Origin of the sequence: Lysinibacillus phoenicis (genome assembly GCF_047238325.1) — a bacterium.
Taxonomy (GTDB): Bacteria; Bacillota; Bacilli; order Bacillales_A; family Planococcaceae; genus Lysinibacillus; species Lysinibacillus irui.
This window is the reverse complement of record NZ_JBDFMP010000002.1, coordinates 3,931,697-3,944,603: the sequence shown is the minus strand read 5'-3', so window position 1 is coordinate 3,944,603 and position 12,907 is coordinate 3,931,697. Positions and strand designations below refer to the sequence as shown.

Genomic DNA, 12,907 nt, shown 5'->3' with positions numbered 1-12,907 from the left:
ATTTTGCTCTCTTTTTATTTTGTTAGATTATTAATCTACAACTATATTGTTCTTTTTTAAAGGATAATCGTAAGTTAAACATGGGATAATAGCCAACAGCACAATGACCACTAAGGTTAACACTAGAGGGATCATCCCAAACTGATCCACCATTATCCCGCCGAATAATGGCCCAATCATCCGTCCCCCAGTCGCAGCACTATTAATTATGCCCTGATAAAACCCTTGTCGTCCTTTTGGTGCAAGTTGATTCGCAATGGTTGGCAATGCGGGGGTATAAAACATTTCGCCAAATGTTAAAACAAGCATCGCTGCACCGAACATTTTAAAATCACTTGCAAAGGCAATAATTCCAAAAGAAATGGCAATAAGCGTTACACCAAACACTAACTGACGTTTTAAATGATGCTCCCACCGTTTTACAAGAGGCGCAATAAGAGGTTGCCCCAAAACAATAAGTAGACCATTTATTGTCCAAAGTAAGCTGTATTGTTTTAACCCCAAGCCTAAATCTTGGGTATAAGACGAAATCGTTGCACTCCATTGAGAATATGCTAGCCAACATAAAACGGAGGACGCACTAATAATTAACAAAGCATAGAATGGTGCCTTGTTAACAATTCGTTTACTTTCACTAACGACACTCTTCGGTGCAATACTCCCTACCTCTAAACGCTTAAATGTAAATAGCGCAATGAAAAAGAATAAAATATACATCCCTAAATTTACTTTAAAAACATAGTCAAATTGATAATCTGCCACTATACCTGCAAGTGCAGGTCCTACAGCAACTCCAACATTCTGTGCCAAATAGATGGCATTAAAGGCTTTTCGTCCGCCCTCTGGCCATGCAGCACCAGCTAATGCAAACATACTTGGAAAAACGATGCCCCCACTAAAGCCGAGTATTGTTAAAAACCACACATAATGTGGCCAACCGTGCCAAATCGTTAAACCAATTAGTGAAGCAATCGTTAACAGAATGCCAAACATTATAGCCTTATAGCCACCAATTCTATCAAATAAGTAACCTCCTAGTAGGTTACCAAGTACCCCAGCAGCAGAATTGAGCATTAAGACAAAGCCAGCCATCGCAAGCGTTTTTCCTAAATAATCATGCATATAAATGGCATTTAAAGGCCATAAAAAAGAGTTGCCTGTTGTGTTAACAAGCATTCCAATTATTAAAAACCAAACACGTTTTGGCATATGATGACCTCCATTATTTCGCTTCTCTAAATAGCTAGTTTATGCTGAAACACTTAAAAGTACAAGGAAAATAATTTTACCCTTTTTACAAGTCTTCCACAATATTTTACTTAGGAATGATATTCCATCTTCTCTTTTTCGTTACAATTTAAAACTTCTATGTATGATTAAGCCCTTCTCCCATGACGGAACGAAAAGCACATGATAAAATAAAGAGTTAGAGGAGTGAAATAAATGACAGAAATGAATTTTCCTTTTCCTTCTGAGGGGAAAAGATACTATACATGGAATCGCTATTTACGTGATCAATTTGGTCATAAAGTGTTTAAAGTAGCGTTAGACGCAGGCTTTGATTGCCCCAATCGTGACGGCACAGTAGCCTTTGGTGGCTGTACATTTTGCAGTGCTGCTGGCTCTGGCGATTTTGCAGGCAATAAGGTCGATCCAATCGATGTCCAATTCGCCGAAATTCGAGATAAAATGCATCAAAAATGGAAAGACGGCAAATACATGGCCTACTTCCAAGCCTATACTAATACACATGCCCCATTGCCAGTTTTAAAGGAAAAGTTTGAAGCTGCTTTAGCGCAAGAAGGTGTAGTTGGTTTGTCCATTGCTACACGTCCGGACTGTTTACCAGATGATGTCGTAGAATACTTAGCTGAATTAAATGAGCGTACGTATTTATGGATTGAGCTTGGCCTTCAAACTGTTCATGAAAAAACTGCCAATCTTATTAACCGCGCCCATGATTATGCAACCTATGTAGAAGGTGTTGAAAAATTGCGCAAACATGGGATACGTGTTTGCTCACATATTATTAACGGCCTGCCTTTAGAAGACTATGACATGATGATGGAAACCGCACGAGAAGTGGCAAAGCTAGATGTCCAAGGTATTAAAATCCACTTACTTCACCTATTAAAAGGAACACCTATGGTAAAGCAATACGAAAAAGGGATGCTAGAATTTTTAGATCAGGATGTTTACACAAAGCTAGTCGCTGATCAATTAGAAATTTTACCACCTGACATGGTTATTCATCGCATTACAGGCGATGGACCGATTGATTTAATGATTGGGCCAATGTGGAGTGTCAATAAATGGGAAGTGTTGAATGGTATTGATGCCGAGCTTGAACGTCGTGGCAGTTGGCAAGGGAAGTTTTATAAGGCTGAGGTTACAAAATGAAATTACAACGTGTTTTACAGTATGCCCAGCGGCTATTAAAGGATAGTATAGCAGAGGGAGATACTGTGGTTGATGCGACGGCAGGAAATGGCCATGATACCCTCTTTTTAGCACAGCTAGTCGGAGATAAAGGACAAGTATATGCCTTTGATGTTCAAAAGGAGGCAGTGGACGCTACACTCCATCGTCTATTAGATCACGGTTTAGAGCACCGCGCTCTTGTATTAAACAAAGGACATGAGGAAGTATCAAACTTTGTACACAAGCCAGTAGCGGCAGCCATCTTTAATCTTGGCTATTTACCTGGTAGCAACCATGATATTATTACCCAACCAACTACTACAATACAGGCTATCGAGGATTTGCTAAAGCTTTTGAAAGTTGGAGGGTTAATTGTCCTAGTCATTTATCATGGTCATCCTGGTGGAAAGGAAGAGCGAGATAGTGTTATTGACTATGTCAGTAAGCTTCCACAAAAATATGTACATGTCTTAAAATATGAATTCCTCAATCAGCAGAATGATCCACCATTTGTTATTGCGTTAGAGAAAATGAAAGAATATCCTATTTAATACGATCAGGTACAAGAAAAAAGGCGATTAATTAGTTTAATAGAAACTAGTTAATCGCCTTCCTCTTTAACTATTTATTTTTTCGTTTTTCATTATAGTCAATCCAGAAATCTGCACCTTTAATTCCTAGTTTACGAGGATCAAAGACAGGGTCTTTTCCTTCTTTTTTCTGTTTCTCATAATCTTTTAGTGCAACAATTGCTGGCTTCATAATAATTAAAATGGCAAGTACGTTAATCCAAACCATGAGACCAAGGCCCACATCTCCCATTGCCCATGCTAGACCAGAAGTACGAACTGTACCATAGAATGCTGCAATTAAAATAGCAATTTTTGCTATCCAAATAAATACCTTTTCTGTGTTACCTCTAAATAAATAAGCGACATTTGTTTCAGCAATGTAGTAGTAAGCCATAATTGTTGTAAAGGCAAAGAAGAATAACGCAATAGCTACAAATGGAGCACCAAAGCCTGGTAATGATGAATCAACCGCATATTGTGTATACGCAGCACCCGCTTCAATACTTTTTGCAAATGTCATTTGTTCATCGCCAGCTAATCCACCATTATTAAATTCCCCAATATGGATAAATGGATCTGTTCCTTCCGCTGCCTTTTCATCTTGTACATTGTACATCCCTGTAAATAAAATCATAAATGCCGTAGCAGAACAAATTAATAAAGTATCAATGTACACAGAAGCTGCTTGAACAATCCCTTGCTTAGCTGGATGCGATACTTCGGCTGCTGCTGCAGGGTGAGCCCCTGTTCCTTGGCCAGCTTCATTGGAGTAAATTCCACGTTTAACACCCCAAGCAATGGCAGAACCAATAATACCTCCAAAAATCTCTTGAGCACCAAAGGCACTTGAGAAAATTAATGCAAATACTGAAGGTACTTCAGAGATATTCATAACAATAATGATAATAGCCATAATGATGTATGCTAATGCCATAAACGGTACAATGATTTGAGCTGCATTTGCAATGGATTTAACGCCCCCGATAATAATTGCGCCTAATAAAACGACAATAATAAGACCTGTGATCCAAGTATCCAAACCGAAAGCGTTTTCAACAGCACCTGCAATAGCATTTGACTGTACACCAGGCATTAAGATTAACATCGCAATCAAAGCAGCCACTGCAAAAATAACTGCAAACCATTTTTGGCCCATTCCTTTTTCTATGTAAAAGGCCGGTCCACCACGATATTCAGTATCTTTCTCTTCTTTATAGATTTGAGCTAATGTTGACTCTACATACGCGGTTGCCGCACCAATGAAAGCAATTGCCCACATCCAAAAGACAGCACCGGGTCCTCCCATTCCAATCGCTGTCGCAGTACCGGCAATATTACCTGTACCTACACGTCCTGATAGTGCTATCGACATGGCTTGGAAAGACGAAATTCCTTTGTCCGATTTTTCCCCTTTAAACATTAAAACAAACATATCTTTAATATGCCTTACTTGTAGGAACCTTGTAATGATTGAGAAAAACAACCCAATCAACAAGATACCATAAATAAACCACGGTCCCCATAATATCCCATTTAACTTCTCCACAATTACATCCATTTTACCCCTCCAATTTAAAATACCTTACTTTAAGTCATTATAGTATTACACTTTTCTGAAAATTACAATATTATTTTTAAGTAACAATATTTAAGTAAGTAACCTAGTAAATGGAAGGGTATAAACCTATTTAATTATATAACCAATTCTTCTTAGCGCATTATTAATAAAATCTCGAATATACATAAAAATCTCTTCACGCTCTACTTCATGAAATAAATTATGATAACAATTTTCCCATTCTTTGAACTGAAACTCTGTGAATTCTTGTTGATGAAGCCAATTACGAGTTTGTCGAGTTTCAGTAATCTTATCTTTCTCAGCAGTCATGATGAGCATCGGCATATTCGGGAATTCACCTTTAGGTAGCAGCACTAAATTTTTCATCATTTGCTGCAGCTCCCGATACCATTTCACTGACACGACAGACATGAATGGTATATCATCTTTCATCTCTTCTCTACCTTCAACACTTCGCGTTAATTTTTCTAAATTAATATCGTGTGTCATTTTAACATTAGCTGTTAAAGCACTTAAACTCGTTAAAGCATTCGATAATTTACCTGGTAATAGCTTTAATTGCAACCAAGGTGATGTCAAAATAATGCCAGCACATTCATATTGCTTCTTTTGCATTGTATGGAGAATTAATGTTGCTCCAAGACCATGACCTATTAAAAAGGTTGGTAAATTATATGAAAAAGCATTTTCAATTAGATTTCTTGTATACTTATTGTACAATTTGAAGTCCTCATCATGGACACGAGCAAACCTTGCATTAATACCATGATTAGGTAAATCCCCCATGACTATGTGGAAGCCTTCCATTCTTAATTTCTCTATAAGCCATGCATACCAACGGTGATTTTCATAAGCACCATGAAGAATAGCAATCACAGCCTTTGCTTGTCCATCAGCTTCCCATTTCCACATTCACATAGTCCTCCTAAAAAATAATTACACTTTGATTATATCGAAATAAATGCCACATTTTAATTTTATATTTCCATAAAGTTGCGTATTTGATACGATAATACTACATTATAGAAAGAAAAGAGGCGATTTTCATGATTTATCCATTCAAAGATAAAACGCCAAAGATCGATCCGTCTGTTTTCATTGCTGATTATGCAACCGTTACGGGCGATGTAACAATTGGTGCTGAAACAACAATTTGGTTTAATACAGTCATTCGTGGGGATGTCTCACCAACAATTATTGGTAAACGTGTTAGCATCCAAGATCTTTGTTGCTTACATCAAAGCCCAAAATATCCACTTATTATTGAAGATGAGGTTACAGTCGGACACCAAGTCACTTTACATAGTTGTACAATTCGCAAAAATGCTTTAATTGGTATGGGCTCCATTATATTAGACGGTGCAGAAATTGGAGAGGGTGCATTTATTGGAGCAGGAAGCCTCGTACCTCCAGGTAAGGTCATTCCTCCGAATAGTTTAGCATTGGGTCGCCCAGCCAAAGTTGTCCGTGAATTAAATGCTGAAGACAAAGAGGATATGGAGCGTATCGTACGTGAATACGTAGAAAAAGGTCAATATTATAAATCCCTTCAGAAGTAACCAATCATACACAAAAATTCAATACTAACGAAAAAAATCCCTCGCGTGGCCGTGACCATTTCTTGTTCACGAGCCAGTGCGAGGTTTTTTTGAAAAAATAAAAGGGGCAACATTGCCCCCTTGCATATTAGTACACTAGAATAACGTTCTAACGACTTCATTACTTTAGTTCAATAGTTTACAGATGTGCTTTTTCTCGAAGTGCATCAGCTTTATCGATTTGTTCCCATGGCACATTTAAGTCAGTGCGGCCAAAATGACCATATGCTGCAGTTTGTTTATAGATCGGACGGCGTAGATCCAGCATTTTAATTATACCTGCTGGGCGTAGATCAAATAGTTCACGAACCCATTCTACGATTTCACTTTCTTTCACTCTGCCTGTACCAAATGTATCGACAGCAATGGAAACAGGTTGTGCAACACCAATCGCATAGGCAAGTTGTACCTCAGCGCGGTCTGCTAATCCAGCTGCTACAATATTTTTCGCTACATAACGTGCTGCATAAGCTGCTGAACGGTCTACCTTTGTCGCATCCTTACCTGAGAATGCTCCACCACCATGACGCGCGTAACCACCGTATGTATCAACAATGATTTTACGTCCTGTTAACCCAGCATCTCCTTTTGGTCCACCGATTACAAAACGGCCAGTTGGGTTGATGAAATATTTCGTGTTAGCATCTAATAATTCACTTGGCACAACAGGTCCAATAACAAATTCTTTTAAATCTGCTTGAATTTGATCCAGTGTTGCCTCTTCATCATGCTGTGTTGAAATAACAATAGTATCCACACGTACTGGTACATTATTGTCATCATATTCAATCGTTACTTGAGTTTTACCATCAGGACGTAAATACGCTAATTCTCCTGATTTACGTACTTCTGTTAAACGACGTGCTAATTTGTGTGCTAAACTAATTGGTAGTGGCATTAACTCTGGTGTTTCATTACATGCGTAACCAAACATTAGACCTTGGTCACCAGCACCAATAGCTTCAATATCAGCATCTGTCATTGAGCCTTCACGCGCTTCTAATGCTTGGTCAACACCTTGTGCAATATCCGGTGATTGTTCACCAATAGCCACAAGCACGGCTAAGTTTTCAGCATCAAAGCCATATTTACCGCGTGTATAGCCTATTTCGGCTACAGTATCACGAACGATACCTTTAATATCTACATAAGTAGAAGTTGTAATTTCTCCTGCTACTAATACTAATCCTGTTGTTACAGTAGTTTCACACGCTACACGTGCATTTGGATCTTCTGCTAAAATAGCATCTAAAATGGCATCCGAGATTTGGTCACAAATTTTATCTGGATGTCCTTCTGTTACACTCTCTGATGTAAACAGTCGACGGTTTGTCATTTGGTTTTCCTCCTATTACTTTTATGAAAAGTAGTTGTGTATGAATACGGTACTCATTACCCATGTCAAGTCCGCTCCTAAGGATTGAACTCTCAAGCCGTTACTGCTGCTTTTAACACGAGGATTTCGAAAGATCCGTCATTATAATAAGGAAAGAACTACATATACTTACCTTTACATTCATTTTAAACAATAAAAAAATCCTTTACTCACGTTACTTTACATGAGGAAAGGAATAATGACTTCGTAACCTTTCACTCTTATCGTTCAAGGGATGTTCCCTTGCATCAGGTTGGCACCAACGCATGTCGTGAAATGATTCATGCAGGTTGCCGGGTTTCACAGGGCCTGACCCTCCACCAGCTCGGGATAAGAGTATCCGTTCAATTGTATGTTACTGAAAAGGTCGAACGTTGTCAAATATTTTCTAATGTATTACTGTATAGAAAGGAAGGAACTGATTAAACAAAAACTTTTCATACTTGGATGATGATGTAAATAGAAGCAAATTAATCCCTACAACATACCTAGCATCTTGTGGTAACATATGTGTGGCTCAATTTTTATGCCTAATTACAGTAGGATTGATTGGATTCTACTCGAAAAACATTATTTTTTGTCAGTTTATTGAAAAGTGATAAAAACTCTAAAATAATTTCTTAATTAGTATAGATTATTTAAGCAATTGTGTTATACTATTTTTGAAATTAAGAAAAAATCCCTCTAAATCAAGGGAATACTATAAAAAAGGATGGTATTTAATCGATGAATTCAGTAGAAATTGCAAACGAACTGAAGGAATTATTAAACGGCGGTAACATTAATGTTCAACTTTCAGTACCACAATTAGCAGAAAAAGCTACATCTCGTGGTGAAGCAATGTTAACAGTAGATGGCGCAGTTCGTGCAGAAACTGGCAAATACACTGGTCGTTCACCTAAAGATAAATATACGGTAGAAGAAGAAAGCACAAAAGATCAAATTGACTGGGGTAAAGTCAACCAACCTATTTCTTCTGAAGTGTTCGATAACCTATATGTAAAAGTAATAAAATATTTAAAAGAACGTGACGAGTTATTCGTATTCAAAGGCTTTGCAGGTGCTGACAAAGATTCTCAATTAAGCATTCAAGTGATTAATGAATACGCTTGGCACAATCTTTTTGCTCATCAATTATTTATCCGTCCAACTAAAGAAGAATTAGCTTCTCATGTTGCAGACTTCACAGTTATCTCTGCTCCTAACTTTAAAGCAGATCCTGCAGTTGATGGTACATCTTCTGAAACATTCATCATTGTATCACTTGAAAAGAAAATTATTTTAATTGGTGGTACTGAGTATGCTGGTGAAATGAAAAAATCTATTTTCGGTATCATGAACTACTTATTACCACAACAAGGAATCCTTTCAATGCACTGTTCAGCAAACGTTGGTGAAGCTGGCGATGTGGCATTATTCTTCGGTCTATCTGGCACTGGTAAAACGACTTTATCTGCTGACCCAGATCGTAAGCTTATCGGTGACGATGAACATGGCTGGTCTGATAATGGAGTGTTCAACATTGAGGGTGGTTGCTATGCAAAAACAATCAACCTTTCTGCTGAAAAAGAACCAGAAATCTACAATGCAATCCGCTTCGGTTCTGTTTTAGAAAACGTAGCTGTTGACCCAGAAACTCGTATTTGTGATTATGATGATGGTTCATTAACAGAAAACACACGTGTTGCTTATCCAATCCAATACATCGAAAATATTGTTGATCCATCTGTTGCAGGTCATCCAAAAACTATCATCTTCTTAACAGCTGATGCGTTTGGCGTATTACCTCCAATCAGTAAATTAACAAAAGAGCAAGCAATGTACCACTTCCTAAGCGGTTTCACTTCTAAACTTGCTGGAACTGAACGTGGTGTAACAGAACCAGAACCAGTATTCTCTACTTGCTTCGGTTCTCCATTCCTTCCACTTCCTGCAACAGTGTATGCAGAAATGTTAGGTCAAAAGATTGACGAGCACGGCGCACAAGTATTCCTAGTAAACACTGGTTGGACTGGTGGCGAATATGGTACAGGTAGCCGTATGAAGCTTTCTTACACACGCACAATGGTACGTGCAGCAATCGATGGCAAATTAACTAATGTAGAAACAACACAAGATGCTGTCTTTGGTTTACACATTCCAACAGCAGTTGAAGGTGTACCTTCTGAAGTGTTAAACCCTCGTGAAGCTTGGGCAGATAAAGCTGCTTATGATGAAAAAGCGGCTGAACTTGCAGGTCTATTCAATGAAAACTTTAAGAAATTCACAAACGTTTCTGAAGCTATCATTACACTTGGTGGCCCATTAAAATAAACTATATACAGAACAAAGGGAACGATTTCACTCGTTCTCTTTTTCTTTTTTCTTAATGATAATATAGGGAGTTACGTATGATTATTTTTAAGTTAACTACAATTGCATGATTACTAGTGTTAACTTGGAAAAAGGCATAACCTGATAAAAGTAATCGTGGTGAATTTCGTTTTATTGACTCCTTTTTTCTTTCATTACCTGTTATAGAATATCTGTACCCGAATAAAGGTAAGAAAAAACAAGAAACCTTCTTCTTGTTCATGTTGGCAAAGCAAGGGGTAGATTTCCGTTCCGCCAGCGTCCTTTCCTGGGGGCGTCCGATAAGCCGCTTCACTCACTTCGTTCGCTCCAGGGTCTTATCTGTGACGCTAATCCCCAAGGAGTTACGCTGGCTCCACTCCAAACAACCATACTGCAAAGGTGTTTTTTCCATGTCCTTTTTTTCTAGGCGAACAAAATAGCCCATCCTTACTAATAGAAAGGATGGGCTATTATTGGTAAATGTCGGGAGAAGAATAGTCACACATTAATAAATGAGTAATCTATGAAACCTTTGGCTAAAAGATAATTCGTATCTGAAACGAATAGCATATTCACCTTTCACCACATTCCATTGATTGTTTTGTTCTCTCAAATTACATACTACAATTTTCTTTGTTTCAATTATTGTTGTTTCATCCATTGGCAAAGAGCGCGGACGGTTTCTCGATTTTTAGCAGGTGGGTATTGATGGGCATAGTTAGGGTCATACCATGTTTCGTATGTTTTATTAGCCTCGTCTAAGAAAAAGGCCAATTGTCTAGCATGTTCGATATCAACATTTTCATCCCGATAGCCATGGATAATTAATACTGGAGCTGTTATTTGCTCAACTTCGAAAAGCGGTGTTCGTGCATCATAAGCTTCAGGTACACGATTCGGTGTTCCTCCAATCACCCGTTTCATCATTCTTCGCATATCTGTTCGCTCCCAATAAGTAGCTGTTGCATCAGATACACCTGCCCATGTGACGACAGAGGTGATATCCTTTCTTAAAATAGCTGTCCAAAGAGCCATAATTCCCCCACGGGAAAAACCAAAAACATGTATATTATCATTGCAAAATTGTTTGAGAACATCTACAGCATAGACTGCATCGTAACGGTCTGCACCTGCAAATTCGTCACGACCTTCTCCACCACGATTTCCACGATAGTATGGAGCAAACACAATAAAGCCCTGAGCTGCAAATTGAGCAATACGTGATGGTCTTACCATTCCAATGCTTTGCATGCCCCCTCTTAAATATAAAAAGCCATCATATGTACCTTCTGCCTTTGGCTCTGCTAATAATCCTTTTATACGTAAACCCTGTGATAAATAAGTTATTTCAGTTAACCGTATGGCTGGATTTGGTGAAGGATAGGCTCGCTTTTCTACAATTTCACCATTGTTTGTCACGATGTTTCAACTCCTCCAGCATTTTTCTCATGCCCTCATCCTTCATATGAAAGCTTAAGTTAGGATGATGGATGAATTCTTCATCTGTTAACCAAAGCATGCCCGATGTTTCTAGATCAAATTCAATATGCTCTTGACCTGCAAATTGTGCAGTAAAAACTGTTTTACAAAATTTCACTTCATCGTGAACCGCATATTCTGCGAACCATTGCAGATTTTTCACATGGACACCCGTCTCCTCAAAAACTTCCCGAATAGCTGCCTCCTCTAAGGTTTCGCCCTCCTCTAATTTGCCCCCTGGCACCTCTACACCACGTCGTTTATGGATGGTACATAGCCATTTATTTTCATGCTTTAAAAAAACAAGGACATGCTTGGGCTCTACTTCAAATTCCCCTCTTGAAAAACTTAAATCGACTTGTAGGCCATGTAAATCTGTAAATGTTAGCATAGTTTCACCCTCACGTTCTTTCTTGATGAAAACAGAAGCAACACTCACTCATTGCTCCTATTTTATGGACAGAATCTCTCGTTGATTCCTTTTTATAATGGACACTAGATGTTAATTATTATCATCCTCTAGCTTATCTATGTTAACTATAGTGTAATCCAACAAAGACAAGCAACTCTAAATTACAGCAAGCAAAAAAGCGTGCTTCATACGAAGACACGCTTTCGCTTAGATTACTTGCTTCCCATCAAAATAAACAACAGGACTTTTTACAACACAATCAATATGAACATCTGCCGCATTTGCCCCACCAAATGGCACATTACTGCCAAATGCAATATGGATTGTTCCATACACCTTTTCATCCTCTAATACATTACCACATAGGATTGCACTTTTATTGGCTCCGATGCCAAACTCTGCGATTAGTCTACCATTACCTTCGCCCAGTAATTGCAGTAATTGTGGACCATCTGGGCCAATTGCCTCTTCTAAACGTCCATTCTTGATTTTTAATAATAATGGCTCCTTTAGAACACCAATATTAGCAATTGAACCATCCACTAAAATTTCGCCATTTGCAGATGTTTCGATTGGGGCAATATAGGATTCTCCTGAAGGGATATTCCCGTGCTCCCCTGCTTGACGAATGATTCCTGTAGAGGGAATTCCTACACGTTTTTCTACACTGAAGGTCAACTCATGTCCACCTTTAACAATTCGAATATCGTTTGCCGCATCGAGTAGTTGGACATATTTTCCCACCAACTCTTCTATTTCCTGTGCATTTGCATGAAGTGCACCTTGCTCAAGCATCTCCAATGTAACACCTGGCATTGTCGCTACGCGTCCACCATGCTCACAGGCATTTTTACGTGCCGCTGTATGAGTTAAGGAATGTGAGGTAATACAAAGCGTAACATCAGCATTAGCCATAAGTGTCGATACTGCAATGATTGGCTCCTGACCAGATTTTTCTAGTAACGGCATGACCATAAACATTGTCTTAGCTGTAATCGTCAGCCCAGCTTCATAAAAAATTTTCGCAATGTCTTGCTTGTGAATATCCGTCAAAATCAATAATGTTTCTGATGATTGAACATTTAAATTACCTTTTAAGATAGTAAGTGCAATGTCATGTAAATGTTGCATAATAGG

General features: G+C 38.4%; 11 protein-coding genes and 1 riboswitch. Of the genes, 4 read left to right on the top strand and 7 right to left on the bottom strand.

All coding sequences use genetic code 11. The features are described from left to right. Positions 1–30: 30 nt before the first annotated feature. A complete protein-coding gene (locus ABC382_RS21290) occupies positions 31–1,209 on the bottom strand; it encodes an MDR family MFS transporter (RefSeq protein WP_274794155.1) in 1,179 nt (392 codons plus the stop codon). A gap of 234 nt (positions 1,210–1,443) precedes the next feature. On the opposite strand from ABC382_RS21290, the gene mnmL reads away from it, so the two are divergent. Both mnmL and mnmM read left to right on the top strand, forming a co-directional pair. Then, positions 1,444–2,400, top strand: coding sequence for a tRNA modification radical SAM protein MnmL/YtqA (gene mnmL, locus ABC382_RS21285; RefSeq protein WP_274794156.1), 957 nt, complete (start codon positions 1,444–1,446; stop codon positions 2,398–2,400). Beyond that, positions 2,397–2,972, top strand: a complete 576-nt coding sequence (mnmM, locus tag ABC382_RS21280; protein WP_322606010.1) for a tRNA 5-(aminomethyl)-2-thiouridylate-methyltransferase MnmM — start codon at positions 2,397–2,399, stop codon at positions 2,970–2,972. The genes mnmL and mnmM overlap by 4 nt, the downstream gene beginning before the upstream one ends. Positions 2,973–3,042: 70 nt before the next feature. Here mnmM and ABC382_RS21275 read toward each other — a convergent pair whose 3' ends face one another. Together ABC382_RS21275 and ABC382_RS21270 are read right to left on the bottom strand one after the other, a co-directional pair. Next, positions 3,043–4,551, bottom strand: a complete 1,509-nt coding sequence (locus ABC382_RS21275) for an alanine/glycine:cation symporter family protein (RefSeq protein WP_274794158.1) — start codon at positions 4,549–4,551, stop codon at positions 3,043–3,045. Between the two features lie 126 nt (positions 4,552–4,677). Next, on the bottom strand, positions 4,678–5,484 hold the full coding sequence (locus tag ABC382_RS21270) for an alpha/beta hydrolase (protein WP_274794159.1): 807 nt from the start codon (positions 5,482–5,484) through the stop codon (positions 4,678–4,680). A 134-nt stretch (positions 5,485–5,618) separates the two neighbouring features. On the opposite strand from ABC382_RS21270, the gene ABC382_RS21265 reads away from it, so the two are divergent. Then, entirely contained in the window at positions 5,619–6,131 is a 513-nt protein-coding gene (locus ABC382_RS21265) for a gamma carbonic anhydrase (RefSeq protein ID WP_274794160.1), read from the top strand. A gap of 178 nt (positions 6,132–6,309) precedes the next feature. Here ABC382_RS21265 and metK read toward each other — a convergent pair whose 3' ends face one another. After that, positions 6,310–7,506, bottom strand: a complete 1,197-nt coding sequence (metK, locus tag ABC382_RS21260; RefSeq protein ID WP_274794161.1) for a methionine adenosyltransferase — start codon at positions 7,504–7,506, stop codon at positions 6,310–6,312. Between the two features lie 257 nt (positions 7,507–7,763). Next, positions 7,764–7,882: riboswitch (SAM riboswitch) on the bottom strand. 389 nt (positions 7,883–8,271) lie between these two features. On the opposite strand from metK, the gene pckA reads away from it, so the two are divergent. Next, a complete protein-coding gene (pckA, locus tag ABC382_RS21255; RefSeq protein WP_274794162.1) occupies positions 8,272–9,858 on the top strand; it encodes a phosphoenolpyruvate carboxykinase (ATP) in 1,587 nt (528 codons plus the stop codon). A 663-nt stretch (positions 9,859–10,521) separates the two neighbouring features. Here pckA and ABC382_RS21250 read toward each other — a convergent pair. The 3 genes from ABC382_RS21250 to ABC382_RS21240 all read right to left on the bottom strand — a co-directional run bounded on the left by ABC382_RS21250 (position 10,522) and on the right by ABC382_RS21240 (position 12,901). Next, on the bottom strand, positions 10,522–11,298 hold the full coding sequence (locus ABC382_RS21250) for an alpha/beta hydrolase family protein (protein WP_274794163.1): 777 nt from the start codon (positions 11,296–11,298) through the stop codon (positions 10,522–10,524). Next, positions 11,282–11,749, bottom strand: a complete 468-nt coding sequence (locus ABC382_RS21245; RefSeq protein WP_274797370.1) for an NUDIX domain-containing protein — start codon at positions 11,747–11,749, stop codon at positions 11,282–11,284. Before ABC382_RS21245 ends, ABC382_RS21250 begins: the two co-directional genes overlap by 17 nt. A gap of 228 nt (positions 11,750–11,977) precedes the next feature. Further along, on the bottom strand, positions 11,978–12,901 hold the full coding sequence (locus ABC382_RS21240) for an aminopeptidase (RefSeq protein WP_322611793.1): 924 nt from the start codon (positions 12,899–12,901) through the stop codon (positions 11,978–11,980). Positions 12,902–12,907 lie beyond the last annotated feature (6 nt).